At 74.3% G+C, this 21894-nt stretch carries 18 protein-coding genes; 11 read left to right on the top strand and 7 right to left on the bottom strand.

The annotated features are described in order from the left end of the window. Nucleotides 1-194: 194 nt before the first annotated feature. Both Sdi02f_RS21225 and Sdi02f_RS21220 read right to left on the bottom strand, forming a co-directional pair. Nucleotides 195-1037 (bottom strand): siderophore-interacting protein, encoded by an 843-nt coding sequence (locus Sdi02f_RS21225; protein ID WP_031087566.1) that lies wholly within the window; start codon nt 1035-1037, stop codon nt 195-197. 95 nt (nt 1038-1132) lie between these two features. Continuing rightward, nucleotides 1133-2038 carry a 5'-3' exonuclease gene (locus tag Sdi02f_RS21220; RefSeq protein ID WP_053665188.1) on the bottom strand — a complete coding sequence of 302 codons (906 nt, stop codon included), beginning with the start codon at nt 2036-2038 and terminating at the stop codon, nt 1133-1135. Nucleotides 2039-2231: 193 nt separating this feature from the next. Between Sdi02f_RS21220 and Sdi02f_RS21215 the strand changes: the two genes are divergently transcribed. The 4 genes from Sdi02f_RS21215 to Sdi02f_RS21200 all read left to right on the top strand — a co-directional run bounded on the left by Sdi02f_RS21215 (nt 2232) and on the right by Sdi02f_RS21200 (nt 7715). After that, nucleotides 2232-3359: a quaternary amine ABC transporter ATP-binding protein gene (locus tag Sdi02f_RS21215; RefSeq protein ID WP_030404706.1), complete on the top strand. Its 1128-nt coding sequence runs from the start codon at nt 2232-2234 to the stop codon at nt 3357-3359. Then, the gene (locus Sdi02f_RS21210; RefSeq protein ID WP_108933843.1) at nt 3352-5970 is read left to right on the top strand and encodes an ABC transporter permease/substrate binding protein; all 2619 of its coding nucleotides are present in this window, start codon (nt 3352-3354) and stop codon (nt 5968-5970) included. Before Sdi02f_RS21215 ends, Sdi02f_RS21210 begins: the two co-directional genes overlap by 8 nt. Nucleotides 5971-6415: 445 nt before the next feature. Beyond that, on the top strand, nt 6416-6985 hold the full coding sequence (locus Sdi02f_RS21205; RefSeq protein WP_030404708.1) for a helix-turn-helix domain-containing protein: 570 nt from the start codon (nt 6416-6418) through the stop codon (nt 6983-6985). A gap of 10 nt (nt 6986-6995) precedes the next feature. Next, nucleotides 6996-7715, top strand: a complete 720-nt coding sequence (locus Sdi02f_RS21200) for a helical backbone metal receptor (RefSeq protein ID WP_108933842.1) — start codon at nt 6996-6998, stop codon at nt 7713-7715. Here the strand turns inward: Sdi02f_RS21200 and Sdi02f_RS21195 are convergent. Beyond that, nucleotides 7642-8814, bottom strand: coding sequence for a TDT family transporter (locus Sdi02f_RS21195; protein WP_108933841.1), 1173 nt, complete (start codon nt 8812-8814; stop codon nt 7642-7644). The two genes, Sdi02f_RS21200 and Sdi02f_RS21195, sit on opposite strands and share 74 nt — an antisense overlap. A gap of 70 nt (nt 8815-8884) precedes the next feature. Here Sdi02f_RS21195 and Sdi02f_RS21190 point away from each other — a divergent pair, with 70 nt between their 5' ends. Beyond that, nucleotides 8885-9877 (top strand): LysR family transcriptional regulator, encoded by a 993-nt coding sequence (locus Sdi02f_RS21190; RefSeq protein WP_037798996.1) that lies wholly within the window; start codon nt 8885-8887, stop codon nt 9875-9877. A gap of 187 nt (nt 9878-10064) precedes the next feature. Here the strand turns inward: Sdi02f_RS21190 and Sdi02f_RS21185 are convergent, their stop codons facing one another. Both Sdi02f_RS21185 and Sdi02f_RS21180 read right to left on the bottom strand, forming a co-directional pair. Next, nucleotides 10065-10766 carry a gamma-glutamyl-gamma-aminobutyrate hydrolase family protein gene (locus tag Sdi02f_RS21185; protein ID WP_030404712.1) on the bottom strand — a complete coding sequence of 234 codons (702 nt, stop codon included), beginning with the start codon at nt 10764-10766 and terminating at the stop codon, nt 10065-10067. A 64-nt stretch (nt 10767-10830) separates the two neighbouring features. Further along, nucleotides 10831-11541, bottom strand: coding sequence for a FadR/GntR family transcriptional regulator (locus tag Sdi02f_RS21180; protein ID WP_030404713.1), 711 nt, complete (start codon nt 11539-11541; stop codon nt 10831-10833). 104 nt (nt 11542-11645) lie between these two features. Between Sdi02f_RS21180 and glnA4 the strand changes: the two genes are divergently transcribed. From glnA4 to Sdi02f_RS21160, 4 genes are read left to right on the top strand one after another with little or no spacing between them, the layout of a single operon-like run. Continuing rightward, a complete protein-coding gene (gene glnA4, locus Sdi02f_RS21175) occupies nt 11646-13016 on the top strand; it encodes a gamma-glutamylethanolamide synthetase GlnA4 (protein WP_055468321.1) in 1371 nt (456 codons plus the stop codon). A gap of 8 nt (nt 13017-13024) precedes the next feature. Beyond that, nucleotides 13025-14428: an aldehyde dehydrogenase family protein gene (locus Sdi02f_RS21170; protein ID WP_108933840.1), complete on the top strand. Its 1404-nt coding sequence runs from the start codon at nt 13025-13027 to the stop codon at nt 14426-14428. Continuing rightward, nucleotides 14425-15207, top strand: a complete 783-nt coding sequence (locus tag Sdi02f_RS21165) for a 3-oxoacyl-ACP reductase (protein ID WP_030404716.1) — start codon at nt 14425-14427, stop codon at nt 15205-15207. The genes Sdi02f_RS21170 and Sdi02f_RS21165 overlap by 4 nt, the downstream gene beginning before the upstream one ends. 37 nt (nt 15208-15244) lie before the next feature. Beyond that, nucleotides 15245-16207 (top strand): DUF2510 domain-containing protein, encoded by a 963-nt coding sequence (locus Sdi02f_RS21160; protein WP_108933839.1) that lies wholly within the window; start codon nt 15245-15247, stop codon nt 16205-16207. Between the two features lie 21 nt (nt 16208-16228). Here Sdi02f_RS21160 and Sdi02f_RS21155 read toward each other — a convergent pair whose 3' ends face one another. Next, nucleotides 16229-17431, bottom strand: coding sequence for an amino acid deaminase/aldolase (locus Sdi02f_RS21155; protein ID WP_030404718.1), 1203 nt, complete (start codon nt 17429-17431; stop codon nt 16229-16231). A gap of 1014 nt (nt 17432-18445) precedes the next feature. Here Sdi02f_RS21155 and Sdi02f_RS36520 point away from each other — a divergent pair. Continuing rightward, complete coding sequence (locus Sdi02f_RS36520; RefSeq protein WP_245962228.1) at nt 18446-19609, top strand: hypothetical protein; 1164 nt, start codon at nt 18446-18448, stop codon at nt 19607-19609. Next, entirely contained in the window at nt 19606-20790 is a 1185-nt protein-coding gene (gene mycP, locus Sdi02f_RS21140) for a type VII secretion-associated serine protease mycosin (protein ID WP_030399195.1), read from the top strand. The genes Sdi02f_RS36520 and mycP overlap by 4 nt, the downstream gene beginning before the upstream one ends. A gap of 24 nt (nt 20791-20814) precedes the next feature. On the opposite strand, the gene Sdi02f_RS21135 is transcribed toward mycP, so the two are convergent. Continuing rightward, nucleotides 20815-21789 carry a serine hydrolase gene (locus Sdi02f_RS21135; RefSeq protein WP_108933838.1) on the bottom strand — a complete coding sequence of 325 codons (975 nt, stop codon included), beginning with the start codon at nt 21787-21789 and terminating at the stop codon, nt 20815-20817. Nucleotides 21790-21894: the final 105 nt, after the last annotated feature.

The raw sequence follows: 21894 nt of genomic DNA, 5'->3' as shown, positions 1-21894 counted from the left end.
GGGGCGTGGCCGCCGGGCCGGGCCGGGGAGGGGACGAGGGCGCGGATCCGGGGCGCAGTGCCCGGGATGCCGGGTGTCCGGACGCGCGCCGGTCGGGGGCCTCGGGCGTGAAGCTGCGTGAGGGGGCCCTCGTGGGGCCGGGTGCGCCGCGCGCCGGGTCGGTGTGGCGGGCGGCGGCGCGGCGCGGGAGCGGGTTACGCCGCCGTCGGGCTTTCCTGTTCCGCCTCGATGCGGGCGTTCCACTCGCGCTTGGACGCCTGCCAGCCGTCCTCGTTGTGGCCGAGGCGCCAGTAGCCGGAGATGGACAGGTCCTCGCGGGGGATCTCGCGCTCCACCCGCAGATACCGGCGCAGTTCCTTCACGCAGGCGGCCTCGCCGTGGACGAAGGCGTGCAGTCTGCCCCCGGGGAAGTCCAGCGCGCGCACGGCCTCGACCAGGGCCTGCCCGGCCGGACGGCCCGCGCGGTGCAGCCAGACGACCTCCACGTCGGAGTCGATCTTCTGCTCCTCCTCGGGGCCCTCGACCTCGACGAAGGCGAACGCGCGGGCCCCGTCCGGCAGCGCCTCCAGGGAGCGGGCGATCGCGGGCAGCGCGCTCTCGTCACCGGCGAACAGATGCCAGTCGGCGGCCGGGTCCGGGGCGTAGGCGCCGCCCGGGCCCATGAAGTGGATCTTCTCGCCCGGCCGCACCCGCGTGGCCCAGGGCCCGGCGAGGCCCTCGTCGCCGTGGATGACGAAGTCCAGCGTCATCTCGCGGTGCTCGGCGTCCCAGTGGCGCACGGTGTACGTCCGGGTCACCGGCCACTGCTCGCGCGGGAAGTCCTCGCGGATCCGCTCCATGTCGAAGGGCTCCGGGTAGGTCGCGCCCCCGGCGGGGAAGAGCAGCTTCACGTAGTGGTCCGTGCAGGTGTCCGCGGAGAAGGCGGCCAGTCCCTCGCCGCCGAGCACCACGCGCTGCATGTGCGGGGTCAGCCGCTCGGTACGGACGACCTGCGCCGTGTGCGGCCTGCGCGGCCTGCGTGCCGGACGGTCTGCCATGACGGCCTCCCTGTTCCCTGCTGCTTCCCTGAGTTAGGTATGCCTAAGCTAGCATCTGCCCGCCGCTCGGGGCACGGGTGCCCACCGGGCGCGCATCAGGCACCGAGCGTGGCCAGCAGCCGCTGCAGGGACCCGCCGAGCCCCCACCGTGCGGCCAGCGCGTCCAGCGCCCCGGCGTCGCGCGGGCCGTGCGGCAGCGCCGTGCCGGTGTCCGGCAGCGGGACGTCGTCCGCCACCCGTACGACCTTCGGGGCGACGTCGAGATAGGGCGCCGCCTCGGTGAGCCGCTTGCGCTGCGTGGGCGTGAGCTTCGCCCCGGGATCGTCGGCCGCGGCGCGGATCCCGGCCAGGTCGCCGAACTCGGCGAGCAGCTTGGCCGCCGTCTTCTCGCCGATGCCGGGCACGCCGGGCAGGCCGTCGCTCGGGTCGCCCCGCAGCAGTGCCAGGTCGGCGTAGCCGCGGCCGTCGACGCCGTACTTCTCGCGCAGCGCGGCCTCGTCGACGAGGTTGAGCGTGCCGACCCCCTTGACCGGGTACAGCACGCGCACGCCGCGGGCGTCGTCGACGAGCTGGTAGAGGTCCCGGTCGCCGGTGACGATGTCGACCGGGCCCGCGGCCCGCGCGGTGTACGTGCCGATGACGTCGTCCGCCTCGTACCCGGCCACGCCGACGCGGGCGATGCCGAGCGCGTCGAGGACCGCCTCGATGACCGGCACCTGCGGGGACAGCGTGTCGGGCACCTCCTCCTCGTCGGGGCCCGCCGGACGCTCCTCGGCGACCCGGTGCGCCTTGTAGGAGGGGATCAGCTCCACTCGCCAGTGCGGGCGCCAGTCGGCGTCCATGCAGGCCACCAGGTGGTCGGGGCGGTGGTCCTTCACCAGGCGGTCGATGAAGTCCAGCAGCCCGCGCACGGCGTTCACCGGCGTGCCGTCGGGCGCCCTCACCGAGTCCGGCACGCCGAAGTAGGCGCGGAAGTAGAGGGAGGCGGTGTCGAGAAGCATCAGTCGTCCGGTCACGCCTCGCAATCATGCCGCAGGTCATGTGGGTGAAGGAGGGAGGACGTGTGAACTGGCTCACTTAAATGTTTGGCGCATAAACATCGGGGCAGGCGCGCAGCCGGGCCGAAGCTGGTTGATGCATTCAACTGTTGGGAGGTTTCGCGCCCTGTCCCTGCCCCCGATTCAAGAGGTAAGCGTGTCAGCCAGACTAGAGGCCGAGCACCTGTACAAGGTCTTCGGCAGGAAACCGGACCAGGCAGTCGAACGACTGCGCCAGGGCGATGTCCACGAGGACGGGGGAGACGTCCGGGACGACCAGGGTGACGTCCGGGAGGAGCTGCGCGCCGGCGGCACTACCGCCGCCGTCATCGACGCGTCCTTCACCGTCGAGCCCGGCGAGATCTTCGTGGTCATGGGCCTGTCGGGATCCGGCAAGTCCACGCTGCTGCGCATGCTCAACGGTCTGTCGGAGCCGACCGCCGGGCACGTCCGCTTCGGGGGCCAGGACCTCACCGAGCTCAGCGACCGCGAGCTGCGCGAGGTCCGTTCCAAGAAGATCAGCATGGTCTTCCAGCACTTCGCGCTCTTCCCGCACCGCAGCGTCCGTGACAACGCTGCCTACGGTCTGGAGGTGCAGGGCGTGCCCCGCGCCGAGCGCGAACGCCGCGCCGACGAGGCGCTCGCCCTGTGCGGCCTGGCCGGCTGGGAGAAGTCCTGGCCCGACGAGCTGTCCGGCGGCATGCAGCAGCGGGTCGGCCTGGCCCGCGCGCTCGCCACCGACGCCGACCTGCTGCTGATGGACGAGTCCTTCAGCGCCCTCGACCCGCTGATCCGCCGGGACATGCAGGACCAGCTCCTCGACCTGCAGAAGACCCTGAAGAAGACCATCGTCTTCATCACCCACGACCTCAACGAGGCCATGCGCCTGGGCGACCGCATCGCCGTCATGCGGGACGGCCGGATCGTGCAGATAGGCACCGCGCAGGACATCCTCATACGCCCCGCCAACGACTACGTCGCCTCCTTCACCAAGGACGTCGACCGCTCCCGCGTCCTGACCGCCGCCGCGGTCATGGAGACCGAGCTGAACGGCGACGAGGCCGACTGCGACTGCGAGACCGCCGCGCCCGGCACGCCGTTCTCGGAGCTGTGCGCGATCAGCGCCCGCGTACCCCACGCGGTGGCCGTGGTCGACGGCGACCGGCTCGTCGGCGTCGTCCCGGCCCAGCGCCTCATCGGCTTCCTCGGCGATGAGGACGTCGTTCCCGGCGTCTGCCAGTCCCGCCGGGACAAGGGCGGCAAGAAGGTGATCAGCCGTGCCTAGGATTCCCCTCGGTGACTGGGTCAACAGCACCGTCGACTGGCTGCTCGACAACGTCTCCTGGCTCTTCACCTTCTTCAAGAGCATCTTCACCGGCGCCTACGACGGCATCAACGCCCTCCTCCAGGCGCCCGAGCCGCTGCTGCTCGCCGGCATCTTCGCCGTGCTGGCCTTCTGGCTGCGCGGCACCTTCGCCGGTGTCCTCTCCTTCGTCGGGTTCGCCTTCATCGACTCCCTCGGTCTGTGGGAGAACGCGATGGTCACCCTGGCGCTCCTGCTGGTCGCCACGATCATCGCGCTGGTCGTCTCGGTGCCGGTGGGCATCTGGGCGGCACGCTCGGACCGGGTGAGCGCCTTCGTGCGGCCGGTCCTGGACTTCATGCAGACGCTGCCCGCGATGATCTACCTGATCCCCGCGATCCTGTTCTTCGGGACCGGTTCCGCCCCGGGCATCGTGGCCACGCTGATCTTCGCGCTCGCCCCCGGCGTCCGCATGACCGAGCTGGGCATCCGCCAGGTCGACAAGGAACTGGTCGAGGCCGCGGAGGCGTTCGGCACCACCCCGCGCAACACCCTGCTGCGCGTCCAGCTCCCGCTGGCGCTGCCCACGGTGATGGCGGGCGTCAACCAGGTCATCATGCTCGGCCTGTCCATGGCGGCGATCGCCGGCATGGTCGGCACCGGCGGCCTCGGCGGCGACGTCATGGAGTCCATCGGCCAGCTCAACGTCGGCCTCGGCGCCGAAGCCGGCGTCGCCATCGTGATCCTGGCGATCTACCTGGACCGCATGACCAGCGCGCTGGGCACGCACGTCTCCCCGCTGGGCCGCCGCGCCGCCGCCAAGGCACGCGCCGCCAAGGGCCTGAAGATCTGGTCCTACCGTCCCCAGCCGCAGGTCGCCGTCATCGGCATCGTGATCCTCGCCCTCGTGGCCGGGGGCATGGGCATGTTCGGCGGCGGCTCCGACGACGCCGACACCGCGGGCGGCGGCACGAACGTCGGCAACGGCAAGAAGGTCTCCATCGGCTACATCCCCTGGGACGAGGGCGTCGCCTCCACGTTCCTGTGGAAGGAGGTCCTGGAACAGCGCGGCTTCGAGGTCGAGGCCAAGCAGTTCGAGGCCGGCCCGCTCTACACCGCGCTCGCCCAGGGCAACATCGACTTCCAGACCGACTCGTGGCTGCCCACGACCCACGAGCAGTACTGGAAGAAGTACGGCAAGCAGCTCGAGGACCTCGGCTCCTGGTACGACGAGACGTCGCTGGAGCTGACCGTCCCGTCGTACATGAAGGACGTCAACTCCCTCGAGGACCTCAAGGGCAAGGCCGACCTCTTCGGCGGCAAGATCACCGGCATCGAGCCCAGCGCCGGTGAGATGAACCTGCTCAAGAGCAAGATCCTCAAGGAGTACGGCCTCGACAAGGAGTACAAGGTCGTCGACAGCTCCACGCCGGCGATGCTGGCCGAGCTGAAGCGGGCCTACAGCAAGAAGGAACCGATCGTCGTCACCCTGTGGTCCCCGCACTGGGCGTACAACGACTACGACCTGAAGAAGCTGAAGGACCCCAAGGGCGCCTGGGGCAAGGGCGACGGCGTGCACTCGCTGTCCCGCAAGGGCTTCTCGGACGACAACCCGGTCGTGTCCAAGTGGCTGAAGGACTTCTCCATGACGGAGAAGCAGCTCACCAGCCTCGAGGCCGAGATCAACAAGGCCGGCAAGGGCCAGCAGCAGCAGGCCGTCCGCACCTGGCTCAAGGCCAACCCGGGCATCGTCGACAAGCTCGCCCCGGTCGAGAACGGCGGCGGCGCCGGCCCCGCCGAGGCCAAGCGCACCCTCGACGTGGCCTGGTTCCCCTGGGAGGAGGACGTCGCCGTCACCTACCTGTGGAAGAACGTCCTCGAGCGGCGCGGCTACAAGATGAACCTGAAGCAGATGGACGTCGGCCCGGTCTACACCGGTCTGGCCTCCGGCGGCATCGACCTCAACTTCGACGCCTGGCTGCCGCACGCCCAGAGCAACTACTGGAACAAGCACAAGGACAACCTCAACGACCTCGGCACCTGGTACGAACCGACCTCCCTGGAGATCGCCGTGCCGTCGTACGTGAAGGACGTCAACTCCCTCGAGGACCTCAAGGGCAAGGCCGACCTCTTCGACGGGAAGATCATCGGCATCGAGCCCGGCACCGGGCAGATGCAGCTCGTCAAGAACGACGTCATGCCGGCCTACGGCCTGGAGGACGAGTACAAGGTCGTCGACGGCTCCACGCCGGCGATGCTGGCCGAGCTCAAGCGCGCCCTCGCCAAGAAGGAGCCGGTCGCGGTCACCCTGTGGTCCCCGCACTGGGCCTACAGCGACTACGAGCTGACCAAGCTGAAGGACCCCAAGAAGGCCTTCGGCGAGGGCAACACCATCCGCACCATCTCCAGCAAGAAGTTCCCCGAGCAGTACCCGCAGCTCACGAAGTGGATCAAGAACTTCAAGATGAGCGAGGACGAGCTGGGCAGCCTGGAGGCCGAGATCAAGGACCGCGGTCAGGGCCACGAGGAGGCCGCCGTCGCGGCCTGGCTCAAGGAGCACCCGGACATGGTCGGCCGGATGACCCCGCAGTAACCCGGGCCGGGGTACCGGGCGGCCACCGCAGTGGTTGCCGGTACTCCGTGACGGTCACCCCCGAGGGGTGGGCCGGCGGCGCCTTGTGACGGCGCGCCGCCGGCCCACCCCTCGGGGCGTCCTGGAGCCGTCGCGGAATCGGACACCGTAAGGATTCGGCCAACCACGGAGCGCCAACCCCGCCCCTGAGCAGGGCCGCGCCGTGGCGGGAACACCTGACGGGAACAGGGAAGGGCGCCGGTGCCTTGAACCGGTAGGAGGCGCGGACCGGCCCGCCGGTGGCGAGAAATGTGAGGTCACGGCCACCGCACCGTGACATCGATGTGACGGCCGCATGAAACGGTTTGCCGAACATGCGTAGGGTGCAGAGAACTCATCAGGAGGACGGCGCCCCGATCGGGGCACGCCGACGGCACGGGGACGGGTGAAGGAGGGAGCCGGAGCGATGGGCGACCACAAAGATCAGCACCTCCGGGTGGGCGCCGCCGTGCGGCGCCGGCGCCGGGACCTCGAACTCACCCTCGCCGTGGTGTCCGAGCGCAGCGGCCTGTCCGTGCCCTTCCTGAGCCAGATCGAGAACGACCGGGCGCGGCCCAGCCAGACCTCCCTGGAGAAGGTGGCCGACGCGCTGCGCACCACCGCCGTGGAACTGCTCGCCGCGGCCGACCCCGCGTGCAGCGTCGACGTGGTCCGCGCCGAGGACCCCGATCCCGAACTGGCGCCCAAGGTGCGCTCGCTGGTGCGCGGACACCACCAGATGCACGCCTCCGAGTTCACCGGCGACCACGACGCCGGACGGGAACTGCAGTACCGCAACGACCAGTTGATGTTCGTGGCCGAGGGTGCCGTGGAGATCGAGGCCGAGGGCCGCGCCTACCGGCTCGGGCGCGGCGACACGCTGTACCTGACCGGCGGGGTGCGGCACCGCTGGCGGGCCACGGTGCCCGACACCCGGCTGATCGTCGTCGCCGTCGCCGAGCACATCGAGGCGGTCCGCGAAGGCCCCCGCCGGTGAGGGTGCCCCGGTGAGGGTCGTCTCCCTGGTGCCGTCGCTGACCGAGGCGGTGGCCCGCACCGTTCCCGCAGCGCTGGTGGGCGCGACCGACTGGTGCACGCACCCGGCCGGCCTGGACGTCGTCCGCGTGGGCGGCACCAAGAACCCGGGGACCGACCGGATCCTCTCCCTCGCCCCCGACCTCGTGATCGCCAACGAGGAGGAGAACCGCGCCCCCGACCTCGACGCCCTGCGCGCCGCGGGCGTCGAGGTGCTGGTGACCGAGGTGCGCACCGTCCCGCAGGCCTTCGCCGAGCTGGACCGGACCCTCACCGCCTGCGGCGCGCCCTCCCGGCCCCGCTGGCTGGACGAGGCGGAGGCCGCCTGGGCCGACCCGCCCGTCGCCGGCCGGCGCGCCACGGCGGTCGTGCCGGTCTGGCGCAGACCCTGGATGGTGCTGGGCCACGACACCTTCGCGGGCGACGTCCTGGCCCGGCTCGGCGTCGACCACCTGTACGCGGCCCACGCGGAGCGCTACCCGAAGGTCCCGGTGGACGACCTGCGGGCGGCCCGCCCGGACGTCGTGGTGCTGCCGGACGAGCCGTACCGCTTCACCGCCGACGACGGCCCCGAGGCCTTCCCCGGCCTGCCCTGCGCCCTCGTCGACGGCCGGTACCTCACGTGGTACGGGCCGTCCCTGGCCGAGGCGCCCCGGGCGCTGGCCGCGGCCCTGCGAGCAGCGCGCCGCTGAGCAGGCCCTGCGCGGTGCGCACGGCGGCCACGGCCCAGGCGGCCACGAGGAGGGCGTACAGGGCGACGGAGAGCCCGTCGTAGACGGCGAGGCCCGTCTCCCGGGCCAGCGCCCGGGCGCCGGTGACGCAGGTGCCCACCGGGAAGGTGAACGACCACCACGTCATCGAGAAGCCCATGCCCTGCCGGCGGGCCCGGACGACGTGCGCGGCGGCGAGGGCCAGCCACATCAGCGCGAAGCCCATCACGGGCACCCCGTACAGGACGGCGAAGACGGAGAAACCCCCGGCGTACGGCGCCGGCACGACCCCCGGCGCCGCGTCCGCGAACTTCCCCGCGGCGGTCGTCGACTGCCCGAGCGGGCCCAGGACGAGGAACAGCGAAGGGGTGAGCGCGAGCGGGAGCGGTCCGCCGGTGAGCAGCCGGCCGAAGACCACCGGCAGCGTCACCAGCGTCGCGAACAGGCTCACCCCGAACATCGCGACACAGGCCAGCAGCAGCGTCTCGCGGGGCTGTCCCGGCGGCAGGTGCGGCACCAGCAGCGGTCCGACGGCCGCGGACACCATCGGTGCCACCAGGGGGAGCAGCCACACCGGGCTGGCCTGCCCCGGCTCGATCCGGTGCCGTACGGCCATCAGGTACGGCACGGCGACCGCCGCCGCGAGCCCGATCGCCGTACCGGCGGTGAACAGCACGGTGTCCAGCGCGACCGCGGCCGGGGTGCCGATCCAGTCCCGGCCGAGGGCCAGGGTGCCGCCGCCGACGGCCAGCAGGGCCATCGACAGACAGCCGTAGAACGGGGCCGCGGCCGGGTCGAGGAGGTGGGCGCGGCCCTGGTCGCGGTGGTGCCGCCAGTGCAGGGACCGTGCGGCCAGCAGGACCAGCAGCAGGACGAGGGACAGCGCCCAGACCGCGGTGCACACGGCACGCAGGCCGGGTACGTGACCGGGCAGCGCGGCTCCCGCCGTGCCGACGATGGCGGTGCCCATGACGCAGGCGTACCAGTTGGGCCCGAGATGACGGACGGCCGGGAAGCGCGGGAGGGACGGGCCGGCTGCGGGGGAGGGGGAAGCGGAACGGGGCTGGGCTGCGGTGACCATGGCTCCACGGTCCCGGCCGGTGAAAGCCCTGACCAGGGACCATGTCTCTATGAGGGCATAAGCTGGAGTTATGAGCAGCAGCGGTGCGGGGAGCGAGACGGGCGGCACGGGTCGCACGGGCGGCACGCGTCGCCCCGCGGGCGGGCACCAGGGCCGGGAACGGTCCGGGGCGGGCTCGCTGGCCCACCGGGTGCCCGACCTCGGGGCGCTGGAGCTGCTGCTGGCGGTCGCGCGCCTGGGCAGCCTCGGCGGGGCCGCGCGCGAGCTGGGCGTCACCCAGCCCGCCGCCAGCAGCCGCATCCGCTCGATGGAACGGCAGCTCGGTGTCGCCCTGGTGGACCGCTCCCCGCGCGGCTCCCGGCTCACCGACGCGGGCGCGCTGGTCACGGACTGGGCGCGGCGGATCGTCGAGGCCGCCGAAGCGTTCGACGCGGGCGCGCAGGCACTGCGGGACCGGCGGGACTCGCGGCTGCGGGTCGCGGCGAGCATGACGATCGCCGAGTACCTGCTGCCGGGGTGGCTGGTGGCGCTGCGGGCCCAGTTGCCCGACACCGCGGTGTCGCTGCTCGCGGGCAACTCGGCGGCGGTCGCGGAGCGCCTGCTGGCCGACGACGCCGACCTCGGCTTCGTGGAGGGCGTGAGCGTGCCGACCGGCCTCGACTCCGCCGTCATCGCGCACGACCGGCTCGTCGTCGTCACCGCGCCGGGCCACCCCTGGGCCCGCCGCAGGCGCCCGCTCGCGGCGGCGGAGCTGGCGGCGACCCCGCTGATCCTGCGGGAGAAGGGCTCGGGCACCCGGCAGGTCCTGGACGCGGCGCTGGGCGGCCTGGCGCGTCCCCTGATCGAACTGTCCTCGACCACGGCGGTGAAGGCGGCCGCGGTGGGCGGCGCCGGCCCCTCCGTCCTCAGCGAACTCGCCGTCGGCGAGGAGCTGACCACGCGCCGGCTGGTCAGTGTCCCCGTGGCGGACGTCGTCCTGGCCCGCGATCTGAGAGCGGTCTGGCCCACGGGCCACCGCCCCACGGGCCCGGCCCGCCGCCTGCTGTCCCTGACCCGCGCGTAGGCACGGCCACGGGGCCGGGGCCGCACTCGCCCGGTTCCGCCCCGCAGAGGGCGCACGGCGGTGTCACGGTCTTCGTGGCGCCGCCGTCAGTGGGGGCGACCTCGCCGGAGGCCCCCGGCACGTGGTCGGCGTCCCGGGCCCCGGCCGGGGCGCCGTACCGGCGGGGCGAGGAGGTGGGGGTGCGCGGTCAGGCCGGTCGGCCGGGGCGAGCCGCGTCCACCAGGGCCTTCATCACGCGGACGTCCTCGCCCATCTCCGGGTGCCACTGCACGCCCAGGACCCAGCCGGGGGAGGACGGCAGCTCCACGGCCTCCACCGTGCCGTCCGTCGCGTGGGCCGAGGGGACCAGGCCCCTGCCGAGCCGGTCCACCGCCTGGTGGTGGTACGTCGGCACGAAGGTCTCCTCCGGGACAGCAGCCGCGTACAGCGTGCCCGGCACCGGCCGGACCGGGTGGCCGCCGAACACGCCCACCACCTCGGCGTGCCCCTCGATGTGCTGGACGAGGGTGCCGCCCAGGGCGACGTTGAGCAGCTGCATGCCCCGGCAGACGCCCAGCAGCGGGACGCGTGCCGCAAGGGCCGCCTCGACGAGCGCCAGCTCCCAGCCGTCCCGGACCCGGGCCGGCGGGCCGGTGCGCGGGCCGGGCTCGGCGCCGTAACGGACCGGCTCCACGTCGGGGCCGCCCGCGATCACCAGCCCGTCGACGCGGGCGACGGCCGCCGCGGCGTGCTCGGGCGCGTCCGGCGGCAGCATCACGGCCAGTCCGCCCGCCCGTTGCACCAGCCGCGGATACCCGGCCGGCAGCAGCGCGGCCTCCAGCTCCCACACGCCCCAGCGCGCCGCGGGCTCCAGATACGTACTGACACCGATCAGCGGTCGCTCGGCCATCCGTCCTCCAGGCAATGAACCCTTCCCACACCTTTGCCGGAGGGCGGCGCCCACGGCAAGGCCCTCACGTCAGGAACCCGCGCAGCAGCGCCGCCGTCCCCGCGCAGTGCTCCCGCGCGATCTCCCGCGCCCCGTCCGCGTCCCCGTCGAGCACCGCCCCCACCAGCGCCGCGTGCTGCCGCTGGGAGTGCTCCAGGTTGCGCACCAGCAGCGGGATGCAGTCCAGCAGGTCGTTGAGGGAGGCCCGGACGGCCGCGTACTGCGCCGCCAGCGCCGGTGAGCCGCACAGCTCCGCGAGGGTGAGGTGCAGCATCGTGTCCCGCCGCCGGTACTGCCCCAGCGGCGCGTCCCGCGTACCGGCCAGCGCCCCGCGCAGCCGCGCCTCCTGTGCGCCGGTCAGCCCGTGCGCCGCGCACAGTCCGGCCGCTCCCGTCTCCAGCACCTCCCGGAAGCGCAGCACGTCCTCGATGTCGACCCCCGCCACCCGGCGCCGCAGCTCGTCCTCACCGGCCGCGTCCGCGCGCGGCAGCACGAACGTTCCGCCGTACCGCCCCCGCCGGGCCTGGACCAGGCCCTGGTCCTGGAGCACCCGCAGCACCTCGCGCAGCGTCACCCGGCTGATCCCCAGCCGCCGCGCCAGCTCCCGTTCGGCCGGCAGCCGCTCGCCGCCCGCCACCAGACCCAGCCTGACGACCTGGAGGATCTGCTCCAGCGCCTCCTCGAAGCCGTTGCCCGCCCGCACCGGCCGCAGCACCGGCGCCAGCCGGTCCGTCACGCTCCCGGCACTCCCGGATTCCTCCCGCACGCGGCCGCGCCCCCTTCCCAACCAAAGGTTCCCCGCCATACCTTATGGCTCCCGGCCAGAAGGAGGCTCCCCCCGTGGCAGACCGCACACCCCCGCTCGGGGTCGAGGAACTGCACACCCTCGTCGCCGCCGGTGACATCGACACCGTCGTCCTGGCCTTCCCCGACATGCAGGGCCGCCTCCAGGGCAAGCGGTTCGCCGCGCGCTTCTTCCTCGACGAGGTCCTGGAACACGGCACCGAGGGCTGCAACTACCTCCTCGCCGTCGACGCCGACATGAACACCGTCGACGGCTACGCCATGTCCTCCTGGGACCGCGGCTACGGCGACTTCGCCCTGCACGCCGACCTCGCCACCCTGCGACGGCTGCCCTGGAACGAGGGCACCGCGCTGGCCGTCGCCGACCTCGCCTGGGAGGACGGCTCCCCGGTGCTCGCCGCGCCCCGGCAGATCCTGCGCCGCCAGCTGGAGCGGCTCGCCGGACACGGGTACCGCGCCCAGGTCGGCACCGAGCTGGAGTTCATCGTCTTCCGCGACACCTACGAACACGCCTGGGACGCCGGCTACCGCGGCCTGACCCCGGCCAACCAGTACAACGTCGACTACTCCGTCCTCGGCACCGGCCGCGTCGAACCCCTGCTGCGCCGCATCCGCAACGAGATGGCCGGTGCCGGCCTCACCGTCGAGTCCGCCAAGGGCGAGTGCAACCCCGGCCAGCACGAGATCGCCTTCCGCTACGACGAGGCCCTGGTCACCTGCGACCAGCACGCGGTCTACAAGACCGGCGCCAAGGAGATCGCCGCCCAGGAGGGCATGTCCCTCACCTTCATGGCCAAGTACAACGAACGGGAGGGCAACTCCTGCCACATCCACCTCTCGCTGGCCGGGGCCGGCGACGGCCGCAGCGTCATGGCCGACGGGGGCGGGGGCCGGGGCATGTCCGAGGTCATGCGGCACTTCCTCGCCGGACAGCTCGTCGCGCTGCGGGAGTTCTCCCTCCTCTACGCCCCGCACATCAACAGCTACAAACGCTTCCAGCCCGGCTCCTTCGCCCCGACCGCCGTCGCCTGGGGCCACGACAACCGCACCTGCGCCCTGCGCGTCGTCGGCCACGGCCGCTCCCTCCGCTTCGAGAACCGGCTCCCCGGCGGCGACGTCAACCCCTACCTCGCGGTGGCCGGCATGGTCGCCGCCGGACTGCACGGCATCGAGCAGCGGCTGGACCTGCCCGAGCCCTGCTCCGGCAACGCCTACGCCGCCGACTTCGCCCACGTCCCCACCACCCTGCGCGAGGCCGCCGAGCTGTGGGAGAACAGCACCCTCGCCAAGGCCGCCTTCGGCGACGAGGTCGTCGCCCACTACCGCAACATGGCGCGCGTCGAACTGGACGCGTTCGACGCCGCCGTCACCGACTGGGAACTGCGCCGCTCCTTCGAACGCATGTGAGGCACCGGTTGTCCGAGGAACTCCCCGACGAGCTACGGGTACTGAACCCCGCCACCGAAGAGGTCGTCGCCACCGTCCCCGCCGCCTCCGCGGCCGACGTGGACGCCGCCGTCACCCGCGCCGCCCGGGCGCAGACCACCTGGGCCGCCCTCGCCCCCGGCGACCGGGCCCGGCTGCTGCGCCGCTTCGCCGCCGTCGTCGACGACCATCTGGAGGAGCTGGCCCGCCTGGAGGTCCGCGAGGCCGGGCACCTGCTCGGCAACGCCCGCTGGGAGGCCGGCAACGTCCGCGACCTGCTCGACTACGCCGCCGGAGGAGTGGAACGGCTCACCGGACGCCAGATCCCGGTCGCCGGTGGCCTGGACGTCACCCTCCTCGAACCCCTCGGCGTCGTCGGCGTCGTCGCCCCCTGGAACTTCCCGATGCCGATCGCGGCCTGGGCCGCGGCACCGGCGCTCGCGGCGGGCAACGCGGTCCTCCTCAAGCCCGCCGAGACGACCCCGCTCACCGCGCTGCGCCTGGCCGAACTCGCCCTCGCGGCGGGCCTTCCCGAGAACCTGTTCCAGGTGCTGCCCGGCCACGGGCCGGTCGCGGGCGACGCGCTCGTCGGGCACCCGGGCGTCGCCAAGATCGTCTTCACCGGGTCCACGGCCGTGGGCCGCCGGGTGGCCGCCAAGGGCGCGTCGCTCCTCAAGCCCGTCACCCTCGAACTCGGCGGCAAGAGCCCCAACATCGTCTTCGCCGACGCCGACCTGGACGCCGCCGCGGCGGCCACGCCCATGTCCTTCCTGGACAACGCGGGCCAGGACTGCTGCGCCCGCACCCGCATCCTCGTCCAGCGGTCCGTCCACGAGCGCTTCCTCGCCCTCCTCGCCCCCGCGATCGAGGCCGTCCGCGTCGGCGACCCGGCCGACGGGAGCACCGAGATGGGACCGCTGATCTCCCGCGCCCAGCTCGAGCGGGTACGCTCCCGCGTCCCCGCCGACGCCGCCGCCATCCGCGGCACGGCACCCGAGGGCGGCCCCGGCTTCTGGTTCCCGCCCACCGTCCTCACCGGCGTCGACGCGCACGCGCCCGTGGCCGTCGAGGAGGTCTTCGGGCCCGTCGCCGTCGTCCTGCCCTTCGAGGACGAGGCCGACGCGATCCGCCTGGCCAACGCCACCGACTACGGCCTGTCCGGCTCGCTGTGGACCCGGGACGTCGGCCGCGCCCTGCGCGTGTCGCGCGCGGTCCGCGCCGGGAACCTGTCGGTCAACTCGCACGCCAGCGTCCGCTACTGGACACCGTTCGGCGGGTTCAAGCAGTCCGGTCTCGGCCGCGAACTGGGCCCGGACGCGCTGACCGCGTTCACCGAGACCAAGAACGTCTTCATCAGCGACACCTCGTCGAGCACGGAGGACCCCGCACAGTGAGCGAAGACATCGTCTGCCGCAGGCTCGTCGGCCGTACCGCCGTCGTCACCGGAGCGGGCAGCGGCATCGGCCTCGCCTCCGCCCGCCGGCTCGCCTCCGAGGGCGCCCACGTCGTTTGCGGCGACGTGGACGAGACCCGGGGCCGGGCCGCGGCCGAGGAGACCGGCGGCACCTTCGTCAAGGCCGACGTCACCGACGCCGAGCAGGTCGAGGCGCTGTTCGCGGCGGCGTACGACACCTACGGCAGCGTCGACGTCGCCTTCAACAACGCCGGCATCTCACCGCCCGACGACGACTCCATCCTGGAGACCGGCCTGGAGGCGTGGAAGCGCGTCCAGGAGGTCAACCTCACCTCCGTCTACCTGTGCTGCAAGGCCGCCATCCCCTACATGCGGCGCCAGGGCCGGGGATCGGTCATCAACACCGCGTCCTTCGTGGCCCGGATGGGCGCGGCCACCTCCCAGATCTCGTACACCGCCTCCAAGGGCGGCGTCCTCGCCATGTCCCGGGAGCTGGGCGTGCAGTTCGCCCGGGAGGGCATCCGCGTCAACGCGCTGTGCCCCGGCCCGGTCAACACCCCGCTCCTGCGGGAGCTGTTCGCCAAGGACCCCGAGCGGGCCGCGCGGCGCCTCGTCCACATCCCGCTCGGGCGGTTCGCCGAGGCCGACGAGATCGCCGCCGCCGTCGCCTTCCTGGCCAGCGACGACTCCTCCTTCGTCAACGCCACCGACTTCCTGGTGGACGGCGGGATCTCGGGGGCGTACGTCACACCGCTGTAGAACGGCGCGGGCGGCGTCCTACAGTGCCGGGATGAGCATGACTCCGCCGCCCGGCTGGTACCGCGACCCGTCGGCCCCGCACCAGGAACGCTGGTGGGACGGCACCGCCTGGACGGACCACCGGCGCACCCCGGAACCCGCCGGGTTCGGGCCCGCGCCGGTCCCGTACCCGGAGTCCGGGCCCGGGACGGGCACCGGCGGTCGCGCGAAGGCCGTCGCCGTGACCACCGCCGCGGCCGTGCTGGTCGCGGCGATCGTCACCGGCGTGCTGGTGCTGGGCGAGGACGACGAGGGCGGCACGCGGACACAGACCCGGACCCCGCCGGTCACGGCGACCGCCGGCGACCCGGCGCCGGTGAGCGACCCGCCGTCGTCGCCGTCGCCGTCGCCGTCGCCGACGCCGACCGCCTCCGAACCCTCCGCCGACGACCCCGCCGTGGTCGAGGACCAGCTCAACGGCGTCACCTTCCCGCTGCCGGACGGCTGGGTACGGCCGCGGTACGTCGCCGAGGACGACGTCATGATGACCACCGACGGCACCTACGACTGCCCCGCCGACGGCAGCGTGTGCCGGCACGGCCTCGTCATCTCCCGCACCGTCACGGCGAACGCCGAGTCCTCCCCGAAGGCCCTCGCCCGGCAGGACATCGAGGACGCGGCCGACGACGCCTACGACGTCGACCTGGTCGGCAACAAGCCCTTCGGCGGCATCGAGTCCCACGAGGAGGTGGCCGCCGGGCCCGTCGCGGTCGCCGGACGCGCCGGGTACTACGTGCGCTGGCGGGTGAAGACCGCCGAGGGGCCCGGCGGCTACGTGCAGTCGATGGTGTTCCCCTCCACCGTCGGCACCGAGTCCCCGATCCTCGTCCGCTACGTCTTCGACGCCGGCGAGGACGGGCCGCCGCTGGCCGGCATGGACGCCATCACCAAGGGCATCCGGCCCATCGGCGACGCGGACACGGGAGGCGGCGTGGGCAGCGGCCTGGGCCCGGCGGACTGACCCCGTCCGGGCGCGCCCGCACTACAGGAAGGTGTGCCCCTCGCCCCGGTACGTCGGCACGGTCGCCGTCACCGCGTCCCCCTCCACCAGGTGCAGGGCGTCGAAACGCTCGCACAGCTCCCCGGCCTTGGCGTGCCGGAACCACACCTTGTCGCCGATCAGCAGGTCGTCGGCGGGCGAGCCCAGCAGCGGCGTCTGCACCTCGCCGGCGCCCTCCTGCGGGTCGTAGCGCAGCCCCTCGGGCAGGTACGGCACCGGCAGCCGGTCGGCGCCGGCCGCGCCGGAGGCCGGGTAGCCGCCGCCGAGCACCGTCACGGCCCCGACCCCCGGCCGCCGTACGACGGGCTGTGCGAACAGCGCCGCCGGACGGCCGCGGAAGGACGTGTAGTTGTCGAACAGCCGCGGCACGTACAGCCCGGAACCGGCCGCGATCTCCGTGACCGCGTCCTCCGCGGCGGTGTGCTGCACGCTGCCCGTGCCGCCGCCGTTGACGAACTCCAGGCCCGGCACCACGGCCCGCACCGCCCGCACCACCGCCGCCCGCCGCTCGGCCAGTTCGCGGCGCGCGGCGGCCTGCATCAGCCGCACGGCACGCGACCGCAGCGGACGCCCCGCGACCGCGTCCCCGACTCCGGCGACGTGCCCCTCGTACGCCATGATGCCGACGACCTCGAACCCCGGCCGGCGGGCCACCGCGCGGGCCAGGTCGGCGACCTCGGCGGGGGAGTGCAGCGGCGAGCGCCGGGCCCCGACCCGCACCCGGCCCCCGAACAGCTTCAGCGAGGTGTCCAACTCCAGGCAGACCCGCACGACTTCCCGCCCGCCGTCGCGCGCCGCGTCCACGAGGTCCAGCTGCGCCGGGTCGTCGAGCATCACGGTCACGGCCGAGGCGAGTTTCGGGTCGGCGGTCAGCTCGGCGTACCCGGCGCGGTCCGCCGACGGATAGGCGAGCAGCACGTCCTCGAAACCGGAGCGCGCCAGCCACAGGGACTCGGCCAGCGTGAACGACATGACGCCCGCGAAGCCGTCCCTGGCCAGGGCCCGTTCCAGCAGCGCACGGCAGCGCAGGGACTTGCTGGCGACCCGGACCGGCTTGCCGCCGGCCCGGCGGAGCAGGTCGTCCGCGTTGGCGTCGAAGGCCTCCAGGTCCACGATCGCCACGGGGGCGTCCAGATGGGCGGTGGCCCGGTCGTAGCGGGCCCGGTCGGCGGCGCGTGCGGTCATGACGGCAGCCTGCCAGACAGGATTACCGCAGGGTAGGGGGACGATCCGGGCCAATGCCACGGGCGTGCGGACTGGTTCCCCCTTCGGCGGGGTCACGCCGTAGAGTGACGCGCACGCACGGCGGGCCCGAACCCCGCGGCGGGGCCCCGCAGCCCGCGCCGGGATGGCGGCCCTCCCGCGCGGGTATGCGTGCCCGGGACGGATCGGTTCCGCACCGGGCCGGGGCAGGAGACCACATCACCGGCCCGCGCCGGAGACACGGCCCGGGCCAGAGGAAACGGGGGGTGCATGAGCACGGAAGCGCGCCGCGCCTCCCTCCCCCCGCACCCGCCCCGCCCCCGGACGCCGCCCACCGCGCAGACCCCGCCCCGCCCGGACGCACCGCCCACCGCCGGAACCCCGCCCCGCCCGGACACCCCACCGGGTCCCCCGATACCACCGGCTCCCGGCACACCGGCGGATGCCGGCGCGTTCCCCGGCCCTCAGCCCCCGCCGCGCGCGGAGGCGCCGGCACGTCCGGGTACTCCGCCGGGTGCCCCGGTGACGCCGTCGGCTCCGGGCTCGTCGGCGCGTGCCGAGGTGCCGTCGGGTGGGGACGCGTCGGCGCGTTCCGGCGCGTTCCGCGGTCCTCAGCCCCCGCCGCGCGCGGAGGCGCCGGCAGGTCCGGGTACTCCGCCGGGTGCCGGGAGGCCGTCGGGTCCGGAGCCGGCGCCGCGCCCCGGTGGCTCCGCCGGCGCCCGGACGCTGCCGACCGCCGAGACGCCGCCGCGCTCCGATCCGTCCCTGCCTCCCGCGGCCCCGCCGCGCCCCCAGACACCGCCTCGTGCGGAGTCCGGGCCCGATGCGGACCGTGCCCCGGGGGCCGGTGTCTCCGGTGGTCCGGCGGCTCCGCCGCGCCCTCGGACGCCACCGCGTCCGGGCAGCGCGCCCCGTCAGACGCCCGCGTCGATGCAGCGCGGGGGCGGGCAGGAGGCCGGGCGTGCCGCCGCGCCGGGGCAGGCCGCAGTGTCCGCCGTGCCTACGGACGGCGACTCGGGAACCCCCGAGAGCCGGCCCCGCTACCCCCGTTTCCGGCTCGGCGACTCCCGGTCCGGTGACCCCGAGCCCGCACCGCCCCGGGCCTCCGCCCGCTTCCCCGACACCGCGCCGACCGTCGGCACGCCGCCCCGCCGTCCCGGTGCGCCCGCGCAGACGCCGACGGAGACGACCACCCGACTGCGCCCGGTCCCGGCGGAGACGGAGGACGAGCCGACACCGGAACCGGCGTCCCGGACACACGTCCCCACGCCGCGCCCCGACCCCGCCTTCTCCTGGGGCACCCCGGACCCGGACCCGCCGGCGTCCCCCGCCGGTGTACGGCCCCGGGTCTCCTTCGGCGAGCCCGAGGGGTACGACGGACTGGCCCGGCCGCGTCGGCTCGGCAGGCGTCCGCGTCCCCAGGCCCTCGCCGCCGCCGTCTGTCTCGTGCTCGGCGTGGGACTCCTCACCGGTGCCGTCACCGGAAGCTGGCTCGCCGGGGACCCCGGGGACGACGGCGCGCGCAGCGCGTACACCGAGGCCGGGGAACTGTGGCACAGCGTGCCCGTCGACGAGCTGTTCCCGCCCACGGTCCAGGGCAAGGGCGCCGGTCCCGGCGGAGCCGACCGCACCTGGACGCGGGTCGCCGTCGCCCCGGACGGCGCCTGCGCCGGCGCCTTCGACCGGCTCCTGGCCAAGGTGCTCGACCCCGTCGGCTGCGCACGTCTGCTGCGCGCCACCTACACCGACGCCACCCAGAGCCACGTCACCACCGTCGGCCTGCTCTTCACCAAGGCCGACGCCGCCGCCATGACCTCGCTGGCCGGTCGTTTCGAGAAGGAGGGCCTCGGCCGCCGGACCGACCTCGTGCCGCTGCCGTACGCGGCGGAGCACACCGTCGCCGAGGGCTTCGGCGCCCGGCAGCGGGCCTCGTGGACCGTTTCCGTGCTCACCGACGCCCCCGTCGTCGTCTACGCCGTGTCCGGCTGGGCCGACGACCGCACCGTCGACGTACCCGAACCCGCCGAGGAGGCCGTCGAGTCGGGCGCCACGTCCGCCCCCGCCCAGGCCGGCCTCGGTCACGAGGCCAAGGGCCTCGCCGACCGCGTCGAACGCGCCCTGCGCAAGAACGTCGGCGCCCCCACGGAGCACCCGTCGTGACCCCCGCAGACCTCCGCCGCGGGACCGGGGCCCTGAGCCTCCTCCTCGCCGCAGCCCTCGTCCTCGCCCCGGCGCCCGCCGCGCACGCCGACGGCATCCGCGCCCAGCAGTGGGCCCTGGACGCCCTGCACACCGAGGAGGCGTGGCGCACCACCAAGGGCGCCGGCGTCACCGTCGCCGTCCTGGACACCGGCGTCGAGGCCGACCACCCCGACCTCGCCGGCAACGTCCTCACCGGCACGGACCTGATCGGATTCGGCGCCGGCGAGGGCGACCGGTCCTGGGCCCGGCACGGCACCGCCATGGCCGGGATCATCGCCGGTCACGGACACGGCCCCGGCAACGCCGAGGGCGTCATGGGCATCGCCCCGGAGGCCAGGATCCTTCCCGTGCGGGTGATCCTGGAGGACGGCGACCCCTCCCGCGCCAAGGCCCGCAAGACCCGCGGCAACGCCCTGGCCGAGGGCATCCGCTGGGCCGCCGACCACGGCGCCGACATCATCAACCTCTCCCTCGGCGACGACTCCGCCTCCGCCCACCCCGAACCCGGCGAGGACGAGGCGATCCAGTACGCCCTGAAGAAGGGCGTGGTCGTCGTCGCCTCGGCCGGCAACGGGGGCGAACTGGGCGACCACATCTCCTACCCGGCCGCCTACCCGGGCGTGATCGCCGCGACCGCCGTCGACCGCTACGGCACCCGCGCCGCCTTCTCCACCCGCCGCTGGTACGCCACGGTCAGCGCCCCCGGCGTCGACGTGATCATCGCCGACCCCGACCACCGCTACTACGAGGGCTGGGGCACCAGTGCCGCCGCCGCCTTCGTCTCCGGGGCCGCCGCCCTGGTGAAGGCGGCCCACCCGGACCTCACCCCGGCCCAGGTCAAGGCCCTCCTGGAGGACACCGCCCGCAACGCCCCCGACGGGGGCCGCGACGACTCCCGCGGCTTCGGCTTCGTCGACCCGGTCGCCGCCATGGAGGCCGCCGGACGGCTGAAGCCCGAGGGCCTCAAGGCGGCGGCGCACGGCGACGAGTACTTCGGCCCGGGGCCCGACGCCCCCGACTCCGGCGACGGCACCTCGGCCTGGGCCGCCCCGCTGGCCGGCGGCGCGGGCGGCGTCCTGGTCGTCGCGGCCGTCGTCCTGTGGCGGGGCCGCCGCGAAGACCCCGACATCGGTCTCTGACCACCCGGATCAGTCCGCCGGCCCCTACGGGTCCCGGGCGCCGTCGTCCGCGACCACCTCCACGGCCGCCCGGGCGGCCGCCTCGGCCAGCGCGATCCCCTCCGCCTGCGTGCCGCTGCCCCGCGACACCACCGCCACCAGACAGCCGTGGCCGCCGGACTCGACCCGCCCGATGCTGTTGACGACCCACAGCCCGGTGGTGCTGCGCCGCAGCCAGCCGTTCTTCAGCGCCCACGCCGAACCACCGCCGGCCCCGTCGGCCGCCGCCGACACCCCCCACCGCTGCCCCTCGGCGATGTGCTCCATCAGCCCTCGCACATACGCGCGGGACGCCTCGCTCAACGCCGAGCCGTCCGCCACGAACACCTGGCGCAGCAGCACCACCTGATCGGCCGCGGTGGTCTGCGTCAGGCCCCACAGCGGACCGGCGCCGCCCGTGGTCTCCGCCAGCCCGAGGCGCGCGTTCGCGGCGTCGAGCCCGTCGGCCGTCCCGATCGCCCGCCACAGCGCCGACGCCGAGTCGTTGTCGCTGTCCTCGATCATCGCGGTGGCGTACGCCTCCTCCGCGGCGGTCGGCGCACGCCCCGCGTCCTGTGCCTGGAGCAGCAGTGCCGCCAGGATGTCGACCTTGACGATGCTCGCCGTGTCGAAGGCGCCCGTGCCGTACGAGGCGCTCCGGCCGGAGTCCGGGTCCAGCACCGCCACCGACACCTCGGCGCCGTCCGCCACCGCCACCGACGCCATGGCCGCCGCCAGCAGCGCGTCATCGTCGGCCACCGGCGGGGCCGTCTGCGTCGGTTCGGCCGTCTCCACCGATTCCTCCCCGCCCGAGGGTGCCGAGGACGCCGACGATACGGCGCCGCCCGCGCCCGGGCGCGCGTGGCCCTGCCCGTACAGCGCGCCGGCGGCCGTGGCGGCGACGACGGCGGACGCGATCAGGACGGTACGGACCCGGGCGGGGCGCCGGGGCGCCCGCCGACGGCCTCTGGAGGATGCCATGGCGGCGATGGTCCAGGCGGTTGCTGTGCGGGCCGTGGGGCCAAGGTGAGAACCGGCTCAGAGATCCCTCAGAGGCCGGTGAGGAACGCCTCGCGCGCCCCGATA

It is taken from the genome of Streptomyces ardesiacus, from assembly GCF_003112575.1.
Lineage (GTDB): Bacteria > Actinomycetota > Actinomycetes > Streptomycetales > Streptomycetaceae > Streptomyces > Streptomyces ardesiacus.
This window is presented reverse-complemented; position numbering and strand designations above follow the sequence as displayed.

Bases quoted from the DNA above. Each gene is read 5' to 3' on its own strand.
- Sdi02f_RS21220 (WP_053665188.1), bottom strand. From the start codon at position 2,038: ATGCTTCTCGACACCGCCTCCCTCTACTTCCGCGCCTACTTCGGCGTG.
- Sdi02f_RS21195 (WP_108933841.1), bottom strand. From the start codon at position 8,814: ATGGTCACCGCAGCCCAGCCCCGTTCCGCTTCCCCCTCCCCCGCAGCC.
- Sdi02f_RS21185 (WP_030404712.1), bottom strand. From the start codon at position 10,766: ATGGCCGAGCGACCGCTGATCGGTGTCAGTACGTATCTGGAGCCCGCG.
- Sdi02f_RS21135 (WP_108933838.1), bottom strand. From the start codon at position 21,789: ATGGCATCCTCCAGAGGCCGTCGGCGGGCGCCCCGGCGCCCCGCCCGG.
- Sdi02f_RS21190 (WP_037798996.1), top strand. From the start codon at position 8,885: ATGAGCAGCAGCGGTGCGGGGAGCGAGACGGGCGGCACGGGTCGCACG.
- Sdi02f_RS21155 (WP_030404718.1), bottom strand. From the start codon at position 17,431: ATGACCGCACGCGCCGCCGACCGGGCCCGCTACGACCGGGCCACCGCC.
- Sdi02f_RS21225 (WP_031087566.1), bottom strand. From the start codon at position 1,037: ATGGCAGACCGTCCGGCACGCAGGCCGCGCAGGCCGCACACGGCGCAG.
- Sdi02f_RS21160 (WP_108933839.1), top strand. From the start codon at position 15,245: ATGACTCCGCCGCCCGGCTGGTACCGCGACCCGTCGGCCCCGCACCAG.
- Sdi02f_RS21205 (WP_030404708.1), top strand. From the start codon at position 6,416: ATGGGCGACCACAAAGATCAGCACCTCCGGGTGGGCGCCGCCGTGCGG.